General features: G+C 37.5%; 19 protein-coding genes. 12 read left to right on the top strand and 7 right to left on the bottom strand.

Going from position 1 to position 18,261, the window contains the following annotated elements; genetic code table 11:
- The first annotated feature begins 115 nt into the window (after nucleotides 1–115).
- Nucleotides 116–685: a YitT family protein gene (locus tag BFJ97_RS17015; RefSeq protein ID WP_068985853.1), complete on the top strand. Its 570-nt coding sequence runs from the start codon at nucleotides 116–118 to the stop codon at nucleotides 683–685.
- A gap of 43 nt (nucleotides 686–728) precedes the next feature.
- Here BFJ97_RS17015 and BFJ97_RS17020 read toward each other — a convergent pair whose 3' ends face one another.
- The 3 genes from BFJ97_RS17020 to BFJ97_RS24295 form a co-directional block, all read right to left on the bottom strand.
- Entirely contained in the window at nucleotides 729–1,610 is an 882-nt protein-coding gene (locus BFJ97_RS17020; RefSeq protein ID WP_068985854.1) for a DMT family transporter, read from the bottom strand.
- A 103-nt stretch (nucleotides 1,611–1,713) separates the two neighbouring features.
- Nucleotides 1,714–2,874, bottom strand: a complete 1,161-nt coding sequence (locus tag BFJ97_RS17025) for a PucR family transcriptional regulator (RefSeq protein ID WP_068985855.1) — start codon at nucleotides 2,872–2,874, stop codon at nucleotides 1,714–1,716.
- 21 nt (nucleotides 2,875–2,895) lie between these two features.
- Nucleotides 2,896–3,114 carry a hypothetical protein gene (locus tag BFJ97_RS24295; protein WP_139114468.1) on the bottom strand — a complete coding sequence of 73 codons (219 nt, stop codon included), beginning with the start codon at nucleotides 3,112–3,114 and terminating at the stop codon, nucleotides 2,896–2,898.
- Nucleotides 3,115–3,277: 163 nt separating this feature from the next.
- Between BFJ97_RS24295 and BFJ97_RS17030 the strand changes: the two genes are divergently transcribed.
- The 3 genes from BFJ97_RS17030 to BFJ97_RS17040 all read left to right on the top strand — a co-directional run bounded on the left by BFJ97_RS17030 (nucleotide 3,278) and on the right by BFJ97_RS17040 (nucleotide 6,920).
- On the top strand, nucleotides 3,278–4,177 hold the full coding sequence (locus tag BFJ97_RS17030; RefSeq protein WP_068985856.1) for an EAL domain-containing protein: 900 nt from the start codon (nucleotides 3,278–3,280) through the stop codon (nucleotides 4,175–4,177).
- Nucleotides 4,137–5,093, top strand: a complete 957-nt coding sequence (locus BFJ97_RS17035; RefSeq protein ID WP_068985857.1) for a GGDEF domain-containing protein — start codon at nucleotides 4,137–4,139, stop codon at nucleotides 5,091–5,093. The genes BFJ97_RS17030 and BFJ97_RS17035 overlap by 41 nt, the downstream gene beginning before the upstream one ends.
- A gap of 498 nt (nucleotides 5,094–5,591) precedes the next feature.
- A complete protein-coding gene (locus BFJ97_RS17040; protein ID WP_302621809.1) occupies nucleotides 5,592–6,920 on the top strand; it encodes an L-cystine transporter in 1,329 nt (442 codons plus the stop codon).
- A gap of 336 nt (nucleotides 6,921–7,256) precedes the next feature.
- Here BFJ97_RS17040 and BFJ97_RS17045 read toward each other — a convergent pair whose 3' ends face one another.
- The 3 genes from BFJ97_RS17045 to BFJ97_RS17055 form a co-directional block, all read right to left on the bottom strand.
- Complete coding sequence (locus BFJ97_RS17045) at nucleotides 7,257–7,571, bottom strand: hypothetical protein (protein WP_068985859.1); 315 nt, start codon at nucleotides 7,569–7,571, stop codon at nucleotides 7,257–7,259.
- Nucleotides 7,572–7,706: 135 nt separating this feature from the next.
- A complete protein-coding gene (locus BFJ97_RS17050) occupies nucleotides 7,707–8,261 on the bottom strand; it encodes a DUF1273 domain-containing protein (protein ID WP_068985860.1) in 555 nt (184 codons plus the stop codon).
- A gap of 201 nt (nucleotides 8,262–8,462) precedes the next feature.
- On the bottom strand, nucleotides 8,463–9,632 hold the full coding sequence (locus tag BFJ97_RS17055; RefSeq protein ID WP_068985861.1) for a DUF418 domain-containing protein: 1,170 nt from the start codon (nucleotides 9,630–9,632) through the stop codon (nucleotides 8,463–8,465).
- Between the two features lie 103 nt (nucleotides 9,633–9,735).
- Between BFJ97_RS17055 and BFJ97_RS17060 the strand changes: the two genes are divergently transcribed.
- A complete protein-coding gene (locus BFJ97_RS17060; RefSeq protein WP_068985862.1) occupies nucleotides 9,736–10,437 on the top strand; it encodes a response regulator transcription factor in 702 nt (233 codons plus the stop codon).
- Nucleotides 10,434–12,077: a sensor histidine kinase gene (locus BFJ97_RS17065; protein WP_068985863.1), complete on the top strand. Its 1,644-nt coding sequence runs from the start codon at nucleotides 10,434–10,436 to the stop codon at nucleotides 12,075–12,077. The genes BFJ97_RS17060 and BFJ97_RS17065 overlap by 4 nt, the downstream gene beginning before the upstream one ends.
- Nucleotides 12,078–12,181: 104 nt before the next feature.
- On the opposite strand, the gene BFJ97_RS17070 is transcribed toward BFJ97_RS17065, so the two are convergent.
- A complete protein-coding gene (locus tag BFJ97_RS17070; protein WP_068985864.1) occupies nucleotides 12,182–13,084 on the bottom strand; it encodes a TetR/AcrR family transcriptional regulator in 903 nt (300 codons plus the stop codon).
- Nucleotides 13,085–13,240: 156 nt separating this feature from the next.
- Between BFJ97_RS17070 and BFJ97_RS17075 the strand changes: the two genes are divergently transcribed.
- From BFJ97_RS17075 to BFJ97_RS17095, 6 genes are all read left to right on the top strand, one after another.
- The gene (locus BFJ97_RS17075) at nucleotides 13,241–14,758 is read left to right on the top strand and encodes a DHA2 family efflux MFS transporter permease subunit (protein WP_068985865.1); all 1,518 of its coding nucleotides are present in this window, start codon (nucleotides 13,241–13,243) and stop codon (nucleotides 14,756–14,758) included.
- Between the two features lie 692 nt (nucleotides 14,759–15,450).
- The gene (locus BFJ97_RS17080; protein ID WP_068985866.1) at nucleotides 15,451–15,879 is read left to right on the top strand and encodes a DUF1641 domain-containing protein; all 429 of its coding nucleotides are present in this window, start codon (nucleotides 15,451–15,453) and stop codon (nucleotides 15,877–15,879) included.
- Nucleotides 15,880–15,929: 50 nt separating this feature from the next.
- The gene (locus BFJ97_RS17085; protein WP_068985867.1) at nucleotides 15,930–17,114 is read left to right on the top strand and encodes an NAD(P)/FAD-dependent oxidoreductase; all 1,185 of its coding nucleotides are present in this window, start codon (nucleotides 15,930–15,932) and stop codon (nucleotides 17,112–17,114) included.
- Nucleotides 17,115–17,474: 360 nt separating this feature from the next.
- Nucleotides 17,475–17,657, top strand: a complete 183-nt coding sequence (locus BFJ97_RS24830; RefSeq protein WP_068985868.1) for a hypothetical protein — start codon at nucleotides 17,475–17,477, stop codon at nucleotides 17,655–17,657.
- Between the two features lie 44 nt (nucleotides 17,658–17,701).
- Nucleotides 17,702–17,842 (top strand): hypothetical protein, encoded by a 141-nt coding sequence (locus BFJ97_RS24835; protein ID WP_175401792.1) that lies wholly within the window; start codon nucleotides 17,702–17,704, stop codon nucleotides 17,840–17,842.
- A gap of 63 nt (nucleotides 17,843–17,905) precedes the next feature.
- Nucleotides 17,906–18,190, top strand: a complete 285-nt coding sequence (locus tag BFJ97_RS17095; protein ID WP_068985869.1) for a hypothetical protein — start codon at nucleotides 17,906–17,908, stop codon at nucleotides 18,188–18,190.
- The last annotated feature ends 71 nt before the right edge of the window (nucleotides 18,191–18,261 follow it).

Here is an 18,261-nt window from a genome sequence, read left to right on the forward strand (position 1 = left end):
CGAGCGGGCTCGATAAAAAAAGTAGGGTTGACTTTTGACCAAGCCGTATTTGATAACATGTTCGATTCCATATTATCATACTATAAATACATGCTCAGTCTCGGAGGGGGGTTGTATGTATTTTTTTACGAAAGGCTTGATTATTCTTATTGGAAGTACTGCGGTTTCGCTAGGAATTAATCTTTTTTTAACGCCCTATCAAATTTTGGATGGGGGAGTTGTGGGGATAGCGCTTATTTTACACTATTTGTATAAGCTTAAAATAGGTTTAATGATCATCATTATTAGCATTCCAGTTTTTATTATTGCTTGGTATAAATACAGAGCATATTTTTACAATAGCATTCACGGATTAATTGCATCTTCTCTTATTATTGACTTACTAAAGCCTGTTCGGAATCTTGTCCAAATCGATGCTATTTATAGTGCCATATTTGGAGGGATACTGATGGGATTTGGTATTGGCTTGATGCTTAGATTTCAGACAAGCACTGGTGGCACAGATTTGATTGCACAGTTTTTGTGTGAGAAAACAGGGATTAATGTTGGGATACTTATTTTTATGATTGATTCGATCGTCATTGTGGTAGGGAGTCTGTTTTTATCTTCCAGTACATTAATGCTGTCAATTATTACAGTTTTAGTAGTAGGGATTACGACCAGTATTATGACTAGTTATGCATAATAAAAAAATAGCTTCAGCATGACTGAAACTATTTTGAAATTCGTTATCGAGAGCTCTTCATCATTCTTTTTTTAGGATGTGCAGGCTTTACTTCGGCAATTAATATGGCGAGTAAAATCAGTACTGCCCCTACAACCATGCGACTTGTTAATACCTCATGTAAGAAAATTACGGATAGTACCATGCCGAAGAATGATTCTGTCGACAGGATAATAGCTGCCTTTGTAGCAGACGTATATTGATTCGCAACATTTTGAAAAAGATAGGCAAGAGTAGTTGAAAAGATTCCTAAATAAATAATTGAATAGATTGCTTCTTTTTCAAGGTTGGTTGGGATGTCGCCTTGACTGACTACGACTAAGACACCTAAAAATGCTGCTGTGATAAATTGAATAATCGTAAGGGCGATGGCATCTTCCTTTTGTACAAAAAGATTTGTACAAAAAATATCAAATGCAAAGGCGACAGCACAAGCTAAGGAAAGTGCGTCTCCGATATTCATTGTCAGTGATCCTTGTAATGATAAAAAACCGATTCCAATAATAGCTATAATTGAACCGATAATTTCATAGCCATCTATACGGCGCTTGTAAACTGCAAACGCAATTAAGGGAACAATAATGACATTTACAGCGGTTAAAAATGCATTTTTAGATGGTGTTGTATATTGTAATCCCACTGTCTGAAGGGCAAAGGCAACATACAAAATGGTCCCTAACAAAACACCTTTCCAGATCACTGATTTTGAAGCTTTTTTTAATCTGTATCCAAATAAGACTATCAGTATAATCGAAGCTAATAAAAATCTACCTGCCATTACTTGATAAGCTGTTAAATATTCCAATGCAATCGCCGTTATTACAAATCCGCTACCCCAAACGATTGCAGTAACTAATAGCATGCCATCAGCTATGTATTGTTTCATCATTCTTCCTCCTAACTACAATAGAATAGCATGAAATGGAAGAAAAAAATTTGATGTTAATTCTAAATATTCGGGCGTTTTTTTGTACTTATTCCAATGCTGATCATTCAACATCTATTTTGCTATGTAATAAGTACAATTTAACGGCTGCAGCTATACGTTCGTAAAAAACATAATCATTTTCTAAAGGAGCTACTAGTTGACGTATTTTTGACAAACGATAACGGATTGTGTTTGGATGACAAAAATGAGCAACGGCTACTTCCTTTATATTTCCTTGTTTTACAACGTAGGTGATGGCTGTGTTCATTAAATCTGGATCAACCTTTTCCTCAAGTAGGGGACCGAGATAGCTATTTACATAGTTCATAGTAAATTGAGGGTCCTTGCGATGTAATTCAATTAACAAACAATCGGAAGCGAGATTTTCATAATGACAGATAGGAGACGATTCAATTTCAGCCATGATGCGTGCATAGAAGGCTTCCCGAACAGCAAGAGGGAGTTCAACTTGTGTTACATGACAACGACTATAGCCAAAGGTCAATGAATCAGTTGAGATTGCATACATGGTTAACCATTCATTGAGAAGTTTTTCAAATTGAAATTCTTGCGATGGATGGGTCATTAAAATAAAGAGGCTCTTTTTATAGGTACAAATCATACCCGATTTTAAAAGAGGCTCTAAATGAAAAAGAGACTGCATCCACTGACTATTTTTAAGCTCTTGCGTTTGAATATTAGCAACAAATACATATTTTTCAAAGGGCTTATTTACTTGTTGTAAAATGGACTTTATTTGTTCAGCTGTAACATCTTCTTCCATTAAACGTCGCATAATCGTTTCTAAAAAGAATGAATAATCCTGTGTTTTTGCATAGGCCATCGTTTCTAAAATAATTTTTTCAAAGAATTCATCTCCACCAAATCGTAAGATCGGGAAATTGTGCTCATCTGCATACACTAGAACTTCCTCTGGTAAGTCCTCATAGATGACAGGTTTATAGGCTAAAGCACTGGCCCCTAGCTTAATAAGATTTTTCACGGCATTCCATAAATATTCTGGCTTGTGCTTTGCAAATAATAAACTGCTCAGAACCACACTGTTCGGTGTGAAAATCGTTTCTCTCACAGTTTGAATATCGGGCGAAAATTCAAAGTCTAGAATTTCGACATTGTGGACGGGTTTATATAAACCATTGCGACCAGCAACAACTGTAAAATCCTTTGTTATGGGCAGTTGTAAAAAGTTCTCTACGTTCATTAGGATATCAAGCAACCTTTCTTATGATTGTGCTTCTATTCTTATTATAAAAGTACTTGTCAGTAAAATACCATTAGTATTGCTGAAAGAAGGGGCGTGAATCGCTGATAAACCAGCCAAGATCGCTGATAAAGGACAACGAATCGCTGATAAATCAGTCAAGATCGCTGATAAACCACAACGAATCGCTGATAAAACAACCAACCTCCAGTAACCTTTGCTCGAACTGCCTTCTCCCATCCTGAATTTATACCCACTCTACCAAGTGATCAAAAATGATTACTTTTATACACTATTGAAAAGGGAATCTAGTGCTAGAGCCATCTATTTTACATACTATTAACAATGAATTTACAATAAAAGGGTACAATGGATTGTAATGACCAAATTAAGAGGTGCTAGTATGGAGTCTGTTGTGAGACAAAGCATAAAAACAAATAATTTATTTTCCTATTTCAAGCATTTATATGGGCAGCATCAAAACAATACTTTATATATAAAACGTTTAAAAGCGTTGAAGCAAATTATTCAGGACAAGAATTTGGATACATATTTTCAGCCTATCGTCGATTTACAGACGAGGCAAACGGTGGGTTTTGAGGCGTTGAATCGTCCGTGGCTTTCAGAATTATTTAATAGTGTCGATCAGTTTTATGAATTTGTTGGACAAACGGACTGCGTATTTTTATTTGAGTGCTTTTGTCGTAATCTTTCATTGCAGCGCTTCCAAGAACGACTGCACGAAGATTGGATAAACAGAGGCTTTTTAGTATTTGTTAATATACATCCGAATGTCTTACTTGATAAGAACTACCATAGTGGTGAAACCTTACAATTATTAAAAGAGCTGGGTATTAAACCACAACAGGTAGTATTTGAGCTAACTGAACGCAGTGCCGTAGTAGATTTTGTGGAGTTTGAACGTGTGTTATCACATTATCGATCACAGGGTTATCGAATCGCAGTGGATGATGTGGGTTCAGGATACAATAGCTTAAAAACACTTGTTTATTTAAAGCCAGAATTTATTAAACTAGACCGTTCTTTAATACAATTTATTGATAAAAACAGCGAGCAACAGCAGCTGGTCACATTGCTCATGAGATACGCCGAGCAGGCTGAGACAAAAATTATTGCAGAGGGTATTGAACGTCAGGAAGAATTAAACTATTTACATAATATTGGTATTCACTACGCGCAAGGTTATGCGATAGGGAAACCCGCAAAGGAAATACATTTGGGGAAAATAAGGATGGATGACCATGAAAATAGGGGAAGTCATAGAAAGTGTTCCTTGTATTGATGAATTTGTGAAAAATAAAGAAGTGGATTTGCTTTTTACAAACGATCCGTCATTACGTAGTGTCGTTGTTGTTCGAGATGACAAACCAATTGGGCATATTACACGCACACATTTTTATCAAAAAATTGGTACACGTTATGGCTATAATTTATTTATGGGACGGCAAAATCAACTTATTATGAAAGAGAATCCTTTAATTATAGATCGTCATACACCTATAACAGAAGTCAGCACGGAAGCGATGCAAAGACGACCAGAGGACTTATATGATGATGTGATTGTAACAAAAAATGGCTTATATTATGGTGTCGTAAGTATTCGAGAATTACTGTTAAAGCTTGTAGAAACACAAGTAGCTATTGCAAGCTTTTTGAATCCGTTAAGCAGTCTTCCAGGCAATAAATTAATTGATGAAAAGCTCGAAGAAGCATTACAGCTACCGCGATATAGTTTAATATATTTTGATTTAGATCATTTTAAATCCTATAATGACACGTATGGTTTTAATAAAGGGGATAAAATTTTACTGTATTTAACAGACATCTTAAAAAGAAATATAGTTGGTACAGAGGAATTTTTAGGGCATATTGGTGGAGATGATTTCGTTGCTATTCTTCCTCATTATGAGGCTAACTCAATTTGTCAAAGAATTATTGATGAGTTTGATGCATTCATTTTGAGCTTTTATGAACTAGAAGATTTAGGGCAATTACAGATTCATAATAGGGCTGGTACACTTGAGCCGTTCACATGCACTTCACTATCCATCGCAGTTATAACAAATCAATATCAGCAATTTGAATCTGTTGATCAATTGTCAGATGCGGTGACGCGTGTGAAAAAACAATGTAAAACAATTTCAGGAAGCTCTTATCTAGTTAATGATCATGAAAAAGAAACCTATCTCGTTCACTAAACGAAGTAGGTTTTTTATCTTTTAGTAAGTACTCCACAAAAACATCTTCGTATTTACTGCTGCTTGCAGATCGTCACCAATTCTAGCGTTGTCGACTAAAATATAAATAAGACCTAAATGAGTAATGGTTTTAATCATCATTTCTTGAATCTCTTCTTCTGCAGCAACATCTACTTCACATCGAATGCATTAGCGGTGTCCTTGTTTAATGCATCCTCATTAAAGTCGGCAATTACCACTCTTGCTCCTTCCTTAACGAAAAAAGTCTACTGTTAAATTTAAATTATTATATTTCGTTTTTAGGGAATAATCATAAGAAATAACAGCTTTCGTTATAAGAAAATATTAATCTAAACAAAACATACTTGAATTATAGGGATTATAGGTATATAATTCGATTTACATTAAACAAACTGGTTAGGGGGCTTTCCATTGTCTACATTACAAATCGTTCTTAACGTAGCCGTTTTACTTGTGTTCGTTGGGATTTTATATCTTATGAATAAAAAACACGTTAAGTTTTCAAATCGTGTTTTTACAGCTTTAGGTTTAGGTATTGCACTTGGTCTTGGACTGCATTTAATTTATGGTATTGATTCTGAAGTTTTAGCTAAAACAACAAGTTGGTACAATATTATTGGTACTGGTTATGTTAAATTGCTACAAATGGTTGCAATGCCATTAATTTTCATTTCAATCTTAATAGCCTTTACGAAAATGAAAGTTGGCAAAAACTTTGGGAAAATGGCAGCACTTATTTTGGCGATTTTAATCGGTACAACTGCTGTTTCAGCTGCGGTTGGTATTTTTTCAGCAACAGTTTTCGATTTAGATGCTTCCCACATTATACAAGGGTCAGCAGAAACTGAGCGTGGAGCATATTTAGAGGAAAAAACTTCTGGATTAACTGCGCCGGATTTACCAACGCAAATTATTGAGTTATTCCCAGCAAATCCATTTTTAGATTTAACAGGTGCTCGTTCGACTTCAACGATCGCTGTTGTTATTTTTTCAGCGTTCTTAGGTTTTGCATACTTACGTATAGCACGTAAAGATGAAGCTACTGCGGCCACTATTAAAAAGGGCTTGGATGCAATCTATGCATTAGTAATGGGCGTTGTAACAATTGTCTTACGTTTAACACCATATGGTATTTTAGCCATTATGGCTCGTACAGTGGCAACATCTGATTTCGGGGCAATTTATAATTTAGGTAAGTTTGTTATTGCGTCTTATGTAGCGTTATTCATTGTGTTTATAGTACACTTATTAATCCTTACATTAAGTGGTTTAAATCCATTTACGTATTTAAAAAAATCTGCAGAAACATTATTGTTTGCTTTCACTTCACGTTCAAGTGCAGGTACTTTACCGATGAATATTAAAACGCAAACAGGTCGTCTCGGTGTACCTGAGGGGATCGCGAACTTCTCAGGCTCATTCGGATTATCTATTGGTCAAAATGGCTGTGCCGGTGTTTATCCTGCGATGCTAGCGATTATGATTGCACCTACAGTAGGCATTAATCCGCTTGATCCAGTATTCATCATTACTGTGATCGCAGTCGTAGCAATCAGTTCATTTGGTGTAGCTGGTGTTGGTGGAGGTGCAACATTCGCGGCAATTCTTGTATTATCAGCACTCGATTTACCGATTGCACTTGCTGGTGTATTAATCTCTGTTGAGCCATTAATCGACATGGGGCGTACTGCTCTTAATGTAAGTGGTTCAATGATGGCAGGTGTGACAACAGCACGTGTCACAAAAGAGTTGGATACGGAAATGTACAATAATAAAGAATTAGGAGCTCAAGTAGCGGACCTATAAACAAAAAAGAGTTACTCTCGTTTGAGAGTAGCTCTTTTTGTATCAGATCAGGTGTGTTGGCTTTTATCCATCTTAAAGGCTCTGAGCGACGAGCCGCTTCCTTCGCTCCGCTTCGTGCAGGGTCTCGTCTGTCTCGCTTTCCCGCGGGAGTCGAGTAGCCCTACGCTACAATTAGTCAAAATGGGAATATATAGACGAAACAGTAACGAAAAAATCCTTTTTTTTCGCTCAATAATAAACCTATTTTTTCCTAATCAAACGCCTGGTATCAGATATAAAAAGCGGGTTGTGATGTAAGTAATAGCCACTTTAATGATCAAGAATCAATTCATCCCTCTAAATTAATTTTACATAAAAGTCTTTGCCATTCATGAGTTCGTTAATCTCGATGTCGTAAATGTTTTTATAGTAATCATAAATATTACGTGCTAACCCTGAGTGTCCATTTAAATATGTTCCCTTTTTAATCTCTTTACGTGGATTATGGAAATCAAAATATAAGCGTGAATCGTGGCACATTGAATCTAAAATAGCTTTAAACTCTTGTTCTTCAATATGAATCCCGCGTGTATATTTGCATTCTCTGCGGTATGTATCGTGAGAAACATTCACCGGCGCAGACTCAAGAATCATTTCGATTTTTTTACTCAAATGTTAACAGCTCCTTATAGGATAGTAGCAACAAAGGATCGTAAAGCAACAAGCAAAGAACTTAGATAAACTCTTCCAACTACAAGTGTCTATTTATTCTAGTATATAATTATCAGAAAATTATAGCAATATTTCTCACCAATCTTGTTGTTGCATTTCTTCTGCTATTATTTGTAAATCGTAGGCTGTGATCATTAAAAGTGTATAGTCGTGTGTTTCCATATATTTTTCTGCTAGACGCTTTATATATTTAGGGGAGCCTTCATTTTCTTCGTCATAAACTAGCAGTAAACCATCTGTATTTTGAATAATGAACTTGTCTTTTTCGATAAATTGCCACGGAGCCTCATATGGCTTTTTCGTAACGCTCGTTACAAAGTCTGCTTGAGCTACTAATGATTGATACTTTTCTTTTTTTGGCTCTTGCCAGTTTTTCTCCTGCTCTAAAAAAGGAGTAATAACAGCATATTTTACATGCGGAAATTCTTTTTTTAACATAAGAACAACATCAGCACCCCATGATTCTACCCCTTGCTGACCACTAATAATCACCCATTCTAACCCTTCATCAATCAGAATCCGTAGACGGTCTTCGAGTGTTTTTTTTATGATGGCAATGCCAGGATGCTTGTCGTTGAAAATTCCTAGTTCGTGTGGTTTATAGCCAGTGATCATAATTCGCTGTAACAATAAAACGCCCCCTAAGCTGTATATTATGTAGTACTAGTATACAGTAGGGGGCAGGTAAAACGAATTTCAATATGTTGTATAGTTGTTCCCAAGATGAGTGAATGATTAGCTTATTAAAACGCAAATAGTGTTAAGACTGCAGCTACAGCAGCACATATGCCTAAAAACCACCATGTGTCTGTAAAGTCCTCTTTGGAGTCACTATTCATGTGAAGTACTTCCTTTCTGTTTGATTTTAACCTGTCCGTTCCAGGACCAATTCGTCCAAACGCGCAGTACAGTTTCGAAAGGTCCGCGTTTAAATTTCTTTAAATAGGCAAGGCTGAAAACACATTGTAAGCTATACAAAACGATTCCAAATAAAATACCGCCGAACACGCCTAGCTTGCCGAATAAGCCTAGACCATATCCGTAAAATACTGTTGTACAAATAATCGTTTGCATTAGATAATTGGTTAATGATAGTTTACCAACACTCTCAAAGGCAGGAGCTAACAGTTGTACTGGGCGAGTGTTATATAATAAAGCTGCAAGGCAGACATAGCCAACTGACAGTAACTGTGAACCACCCATCATCAACATGTCAGAAAAATTACTTTCTATAAAACTTAAACTTTTACATGCTAGCCCTATTGGAACGAGCAATGCACCTAGCTTATACCATTTCTTTTCGTCCTCCATATTTACAAAAGCTTGCTTTTTAGCGAGCCCCATGCCGAAGAGGAATAATGACGCATAAAATACTGGTCCAATAATAAGAAGAATGAATATGAGAGCAGGATCATCCATTCCAGGAGGGGTAACATTTGAGCGGAAATCCTGTATTTCGGAATAGCTGCCATTAGCATATACATCGTCGGCCTTTTGAATATAAGTTTGCATTTCTTTTTGTTCTTTTTCGGATTCTGTCATAGAACCGAATGAAAAGGCTATTGTAAGTAATAATAAGATACCAGACCAAATAAATAACGTTTTTGGTTTGCGATTAATAAATGGAATTAAAAATAAAGTCATGCAGCCATAGGAAAATAAAATATCACCTTCCCATAAAAACGTTGAATGTAGTAAACCTAAGCCTATTAACCCGGTAGCACGACGTAAAATAGACCATCGACTCTTATCCTTTTTTTTACGAATAGACTCAATCAATTTAATAAGAGAGAAGCCGAATAAAATGGTGAAAATCGGCATAAAAGAGCCTTCTATAAAGACTTTTACAAAATACAAAGCCCCGTTATCAAGGGCGGATAGATCTTTTAGTTCATCTTTGCCATACATGCCAAACTGGAAAATCAGCAAATTCGCCATTAAGATGCCAAATAAACTAAAACCACGCATTGTATCTATGAAGGTAACACGTTTTGTTGTCATTGCGTTTTATCTCCTTAATTGGTTATCTTATACATAGTGTAGTTTACAAAACTTATGGTGAAATAATGACAACCTTAAAGTAATCTTAAAAGTAGGTGATAGAATGCGAGATGCATCGATTTTAGTGTTAGAGGACGAACTTGCAATTGCGGAAATGATTGAAATTATATTAAGAAAAGAAGGATTATTAAACATTACACTCTGCGGCACTGTTCAAGAAGCAAAAAAGAAAATTGAAACGAAGGTTTTTGATTTTTACCTATTAGATATTATGCTTCCAGACGGTAGCGGGCTTGAAATGGCGAATATGATTCGTGAGCAAAGTGATGCACCTATATTCTTTTTAACGGCTAAAGGTAGTGATGCAGATAAGCTTCGTGGTTTTATGAACGGTGCAGACGATTATATTACGAAACCATTTAATCCACTTGAGCTTGTTGCGCGGGTGAAAGTACAGCTTGCGAGATATATAAAGAAAAAGGGTGTGCCAGAAAGTAATTTATTTACTTGTAGTCGATTTACATTTGATATCGATGCAGCGGAGATAACTGTAAATGATACAAAGGAAATTATTAGTGGGCGATTATTTCATTTATTGAAATATTTATGTGAGAATGTAGGGCAAGTATTATCAAAGGAACAGATTTATGAGCGAGTCTGGGGCGATTGTTTGTTTGATGATAATACAGTGATGGTTCATATTCGAAAACTACGAGAAAAAATTGAAAAGAATCCAGGTAAACCAACGTGCATTATAACTGTGAGGGGGATTGGTTATAAACTAGTTGGAGATGTTCAATCATGAAGCCAGCTGGAAAATTATCACTTCGTTTTGTATCTTATTTCACTATATTTTACTTACTAATTATCTCTGGCTTTATTATTAGTTTGGTGTTTTTTGCGATCTTTATCAACGGTCATGTCGGTGACAATATTCATATAATGACTTCTTCTGAAATAAAAGATGATGCTGTCGTAGAAAAAGGAGAATCCATTAAGATTGCTGATTATTTAGTGAAGCGAGCTAAGGAGAACGCAGGGCAACTATATTTGTTCGATCAATCGATGGACATTGTTGATTACACGGGAGAGAGTTGCGAACTCTGTGAAATGACAGATAACGAAATCATCGCTCTTAAACGTCCAGGAATGCACACGTGGGAGATTCCTAACTACTATTTGCTATTCCTCCCGACATCACCTGTCCAACCACTTTTTGAGGAAGTATATCAGAGTTGGAAGGATAAAGGGGAGATCTCTTCAGAACTGCTTCAACGTTTACAAGATAAGAAGGCTTCTGTTGAAATCTATAACGAGCAGTGGGACCGTGTAGGAGTCATTGGTGAGGGCTATGAAAAGCTACATAAGCCCCAGTTACTAGAAGAACAATATGATATTTTCGAGCATGAAGAGCTTACACAAAGTGCTGCTTTAGAGGATGGCTCGACATTAGTTGTACGCATGCCCAATCCATCCTATAAGCCATTTGAAGAACCTTTTTATAAAGCGATGGTTTTATTTGCTTCCATCTTCTTTGGTGGACATTTTATATTGTTAATAGGGGTTATCTTTTTATCGATTAGCATTTCACGTCAATTTGTTCGTCCGCTTGTTTATGTGATATCCCGTATAGAGCGACTGACACAGTTTGATTACAGTGAAGTGAGAGATAAAAATATCCATCATCGGAAGACGGGTAAGTTGAAAAGGAAATTTAAATTATTTCAGCCAGTGGATGAATCCCTCAATAATTTATCGATACGCCTTTCCTCTAATGAAAGGCAAATTAAGCACGCGGAGCAATTACGTGAGGAGTGGATTACGGGCTTATCACATGATTTAAAGACACCGTTAAGCTCTATTTTTGGTTACTCAACAATGCTTGCTTCAGAGGATTATGAGTGGACAAAGGAAGAAATGCGTATCTTTGCGAATACGATGCAGGAGAAGGCGACGTATATGGATGCCCTTATACAAGACTTAACATATACGTACCAATTAAAAAATAAAGCGATCCAGCTTGAAAAAGTGTTGTTACCACTTAACGTATGGTTACCTCAATTTGCAGACGAGCAGGTGTCTGTGAAGGTTTATGGGAATGTCATGCTCGAAGCGGACGATCTTCTATTAAAGCGCATTTTAGATAATTTAATAACTAATGCTAAGAAATATACTCCTGTTGGTACAAAGGTAAGTGTAGAAGCGCAAAATATAGGCAAGGGAGTTATGCTAACTATTGCTGATCAAGGTCCGGGTATTCCACAAGAAGAGTTAGATAATCTCTTTGAACGTTATTATCGAGGTACTAATACGACAGATGATACAACGGGTACAGGCCTAGGATTGGCGATTACTAAGCAGTTAATTGATTTACACAATGGTACCATTAGTGTCCGATCGGGAGCAGAAGGTACAGTTTTTGACTTGAAATTTAATTGTAAATAGCAGGTCCTTAGTTAAAGAGTAAGTTAATTTTGGCAGTACAAGTGATGAATCTTTCACTTTGTACTGCCTTTTTTATGCATTGATGAGTTTGCGCGGCTATTTTTCTATATACATCTCTCTGATGGTCGCTCAATTTTTACATAGCGCCATAAATTATTGGCGATGTCACGTGCTTCAGCAGCGTGTTCCGTCCCAACAAATGCTTTTCGGAAAGGAGTAAGTAGTGATTCTATGATGAAAAGCTTTGGTTTCTCACATTGTAATTCTTCCATCAAAAATTCAGTGTATTCCAAGCCTTCAAGGGTTTCATCCTTAGACAATCCTTTCATAAATCCTTGCAATTGTTCAACAATCATTTCCTTGTTAATGGATTGATAGTTCGCCACATTTTGAATAGCGTTAATCATTTCAACATTTATAATGACTTCTTTGGATTCTAACATGACAGGAATGATTGCTTTAATATTACGCAATGCTACACGGACAATTGTTTCACGACTTATAAATTGGAAATCCGAAATTAAAACTGCGCGTAATGAGAGGTTAATCATTCCGAGAGCTTGTATAGCGCATTCATAGCTCAGTGTACTAATTTCTTCACCGAAAACTTGTACAAAACGATTCGCAAGCCATTCTAGCTCCTGTAAGTAATAGTTCAAAATAATCTTTTTAAGTTCTTTGTCACGAGAATGGGTGACCGATTCAAAAATTTGAATTAGATTGTGCTCGCGATTGACATACATGAGTACGGCAACTTGCTGTGTTAATACTTCCAAATCAGTAGGGTCTTTACCGTATAGTAATTCGTGACGGCGATTGCTCGCTTCCTCACGTCCCTCATCTAGTATGGCGATTAAGCATTCATTTTTAGAAGAAAAATGATTATAAAACGTGCCCTTCGAAATTTTAGCTGCACTAATAATATCGTTAATGGATGTGTCCACTAATCCTTTTTCGATAAAAAGCTCACGAGCGGCTGTAATGATTTGTCTTTTTCTTTTATTCATAACCTCACCTTTTTTAAGATATTATACTACCATTCTACATCGAAAATGCTTATATATCAATGTTTATGAATTTTTTAATCTTAATTCTTGAAAAAAATAGACTGCGAGTATAAAATAAGTTTTATTGAAAAAACAAGAAGGAATTGAGGGATATAAATGAATAGTGAGCAAACAATGAAAAAGCCCCCCTATGGCATGATTGCTATTTTATTTGTGGGTGCTTTTGTTGCCTTTCTAAATAACACATTGTTAAACGTTGCGTTACCAACAATCATGAAAGATTTTGGGATCACAACGTATTCTAAGGTACAATGGCTTGCGACAGGATATATGCTTGTAAGTGGTATTTTGGTACCAGCTTCGGCATTCTTTGTAACACGCTTCAAAAATAGACATTTATTTATTGCAGCGATGTCAGTCTTTACGATCGGTACAATTATGGCAGGTTTTGCACCTAACTTCGGTATGCTATTAGCAGGACGTATGGTGCAAGCTGCAGGTGCATCGACAATGTCACCACTTTTAATGAATGTTATGTTAACTAGCTTCCCAAGAGAAAAACGTGGGGCAGCGATGGGGATATTTGGTTTAGTCATGATTATGGCACCAGCAATAGGTCCAACATTATCAGGATATATTGTTGAGCACCATGATTGGCGTATGCTATTCCAAATGATTATTCCGTTTGCTGTAATTAGTTTATTGTTTGCTGTTTGGAAATTAGATAACGTGATGGAGACACGTGAAGTTCATTTAGATTTCCCATCCGTATTATTATCAACAATAGCATTCGGTGGTATACTGTATGGATTTAGTGCAGCGGGGGATAAGGGTTGGTCAAGTCCTTGGGTATATGGCACGATTTCAGTTGGCTTTATCGCATTAATAATCTTCGTGTTAAAACAATTACGTATGGATCAGCCTTTGCTAGAATTACGTATTTACAAATATCCAATGTTTGCATTGGGATCGGCTATTTCTGTTATCGTATCAATGGCTATGTTCTCAGGGATGATTTTAACACCTGCATATGTGCAATCAATTCGTGGCATTGAACCTTTTGAAGCGGGCTTAATGATGCTTCCTGGGGCGCTGATTATGGGGCTTATGTCGCCGATTACAGGGAAGCTTTTTGATAAATTCGGACCACGAGTGTTAGCGATGATCGGTTTAACCATTACAACACTAGCAACATTCGGCTTAACGAAGTTAGAAATAGATTCAAGCTATACATTTATCGTGTCAATGTACACAATTCGTATGTTCGGTTTGTCTATGGTTATGATGCCAATTATGACAAACGGTTTAAACCAAATACCACAAATGATGAATCCACATGGTACAGCCATTAACAATACTGTACAGCAAGTGGCAGGGGCAATAGGTAGTGCTTTGATGGTATCGTTTATGAATACCCGTACAAAAGCAACAGCACAGGATTTAATTGCAGAAGCGAAGGTAAATGCGGCACAATCGGGTTCTGCACCAACGCCTGAGCAAATGCAACAAATGCAAGAACAAATTATGCAAAATGCTTTATTGGATGGTATTACTCACTCATTCCTAATTGCTGCAGGTCTTACAGTGGTGGCACTTGTGCTAGCACTTTTCCTAAAACGTGTGAAAGTTGAAAGTGCTGCGGCTTCCATGGATTTGAAAAAACCAACAAAATAATTTGTGATATGGACCTGTTAGTAGAATATTTCTTCTAACAGGTTTTTTGATGACGCAATAATTGTTATCGATAAATGAGGAGATTTGGGTAATAAATCATAATTAGTTTTCGATATACTCGAATAATTGGTCGATAAATCCTTTTATATCAGAAGCAATAAGGTAAAAGAGATTGTTGATTTTTTTATATGAAAATGAATTCCTACATTATATATATAAAATAGGAAGTATTACACGAACGATGGTGGGGAAGATTAAAAACAAAACGAAGCAAGAACAATTAGTATTAAAAATCAAATATTTTGCAGAGATAGTTACGTTTGATAATATTGTATTTTTTAACAATGTGGATGAAAAGCAAACTTAAATACAATATATAGTTGACAAAATCAATGAATATTGAAAAGATTGTCGAAATTGTGATTTAGCTCATTGAAATAATATGCAAACAGTCTTATAATGGAGTTTGTAATGTCACCAAGACAAGATAAGGATGGAATTATGATGCACTTTTTGCAAAGTAAAGTTAACATTGTAATAACAAATCATATGAATTGCTGTCCAGCTCTTAGACTGGTGATTTGTAAGACATACGCGCTGTAACGACTGTTAAGAAGTGCCTTAATGGTCTTTTTTACATGGAAGCAATATAAAATTAAAATAGTAATAGTGATGGCAAAGGAGAGTTCAAAATGTCAGAAACGAATAACCAAACACAGTCTGAACAATTAACTGTAAGTCAAGAACAACTGGATGTGCTAGATCAATTATTAAAGCCTGAGGTTCAGGAATCACTTACAACTTTAGTTGAGCAATTACCAAAGTTAACTGAAATGATGACGTTATTAACAAAATCGTATGAGTTCGCTCAAGCTGTTGCAACTGACGAAGTGCTGAAAAATGATACTGTTGGTGCTGTAACAGAAATGGCAGGCCCAGTAGTAGGCTCAGCAAAAAATCTTGCAGCTACTGCAATTGAAGCGAAAGATCGTGCTTCTGAAAGCCAAGAAGTAATTGGTTTATTCGGTCTTATGAAAATGTTAAAAGACCCACAAGTTCAAGGTGTTTTCCGTTTTGTTAATGCTTTCTTACAAGTAAGCGCTGAACGTAAATCTAAATAAGACTCGACTCGAGATATATTCAATTCGTAAGGACGGAGGATTAATTAATCATGTCAAAAGAAATCGTCATCTTAGGTGCTGGTTACGCTGGCGTTTTAACTGCATTAACTGCACGTAAGTATTTATCAGCTGATGAAGCTAAAATTACTGTAGTAAACCAATTCCCAACACACCAAATTATCACCGAGCTTCACCGTTTAGCTGGTGGTACTATTGCTGAAGGTGCTGTTGCTTTACCACTTAAAAAAATCTTTAAAGGTTTAGATATCGATTTACAAATTGCTAAAGTAACGAAATTCAATGTAGACACTAAAAAAGTTGACCTAGATACTGGTTATACTTTAGATTACGATACATTAGTAGTATCTTTAGGTAGCCAAACTGGATTCTTCGGTATCCCTGGATTAGAAGAAAACTCTATGGTACTTAAATCAGTGAACGATGCAAACAAAATTAACAGACACATCGAAGACCGTATTAAAGCATATGCACAAACGAAAGACGAAGCAGATGCGACAATCGTTATCGGTGGTGGCGGTTTAACAGGTGTCGAGCTTGTTGGTGAAATCGTGGACAACTTCCCGAAAATTGCAGCAAAACACGGTGTTAACTTTGCTGATCTTAAAATCAAACTTGTGGAAGCTGGTCCGAAAATCTTACCAGTACTTCCAGATACATTGATCCAACGTGCTACGGAAAGCTTAGCAAAACGTGGTGTTGAATTTATTACAGGTACTCCTGTTACAGGCGTTGAGGGTAATGTCATCGCTCTTAAAGATCGTGAACCAATCGTTGCCAATACACTTGTTTGGACAGGTGGGGTAGCTCCACTTCCACTAGTAGGAGAATCTGGCCTTGCTGCTGACCGCGGTAAAGCAACGATTAACGAGTTCTTACAATCTACATCTCACGATGATGTATTCGTAATTGGTGACGCATCTGTTGCATTACCAGCTGATGGCGGACGTCCACTATACGCACCAACTGCTCAAGTTGCATGGCAAATGGGTGAGTGCGCTGGCTACAACCTATTCGCACAATACAAAAACCAAGAGATGAAGTCTTTCTCTGCAGTTAACTCTGGTACACTTGCAAGCTTAGGTCGTAAAGACGCTGTTGCGACAATTGGTGCTAGCAACACAGAACTGAAAGGTCTTCCTGCAACACTTATGAAAGAAGCGTCTAACATTCGCTATCTTACACATATCAAAGCGCTATTCGGCTTAGCGTACTAATATTTTTAGGGCATGATTCAATTATTATATTGAATTCATGCCCTTTTTTAGTTTTATTAGGGTATACATACAATTTAGGGTGAAGTGAGTGCTCGGCATTTCAGCTGGATGGGAGAGTCAGAGTGGCGGATAGAAATCGGGACGATGGAAGGAAGAGTCGGATCGACGGGTAGAAATGCCGAAGCGACGGGAAGAAGTCGGGGCGACGGATAGAAAGGCCGAAGCGACGGAAAGAAGTCGGGGCGACGGATAGGAAGGCCAAAGCGACGTATAGGAAGGTCAAAGCGACGGAAGGAAGAGTCGGAGTGACGGATAGGAAGGCCAAAGCGATGGAAGGAAGAGTCGGAGCGACGGAAAGAAATGCCGAAGCGACGGAAAGAAGTCGGGGCGACGGATAGAAAGGCCAAAGCGACGGAGGGAAGAGTCGGGGCGACGGAAAGAAATGCCAGAGCGACGGATAGGAAGGCCAAAGCGACGGAAGGAAGAGTCGGATCGACGGATAGAAAGGCCGAAGCGACGGAAAGAAGTCGGAGCGACGGATAGGAAGGCCAAAGCGACGGAAGGAAGAGTCGGAGCGACGGAAAGAAATGCCAGAGCGACGGAAAGAAGTCGGATCGACGGATAGGAAGGCCGAAGCGACGGAAGGAAGAGTCGGATCGACGGATAGAAATGCCAGAGCGACGGAAAGAAGTCGGAGCGACGAAAAGAAGAGCCCGATCGACGGATAGAAATGGGGGCGACGGATAGGAAGGCCCAAGCGACGGAAGGAAGAGTTGGAGTGACGGAAAGAAATGCCGAAGCGACGGATAGGAAGGTCAAAGCGACGGAAAGAAGTCGGGGCGACGGATAGGAAGGGCAAAGCGACGGAAGGAAGAGTCAAAGTGACGGATAGATTCGTCAAAGTCGTGGATAGAGCGGCCGAATTCGTGGATAGAACCATCAAAGTCGTGGATAGAACAGCCAAAATCGTGGATAGCCCCGACCAAGCGATGGAAAGAAGAGCCAGAGTGATAGATAGAGAAGCCGAAACTATGAATAGAGCTATCGATACAACGGTAGAAACTATTATGTCTTAACCCACACATTTTACGTAGCGCCCCTTCTAATAGGAGGCGCTACGATTTTTATATCGCTATTGCTTCCGTTT

Source organism: Lysinibacillus xylanilyticus (assembly GCF_001708185.1).
Taxonomy (GTDB): Bacteria; Bacillota; Bacilli; order Bacillales_A; family Planococcaceae; genus Lysinibacillus; species Lysinibacillus xylanilyticus_A.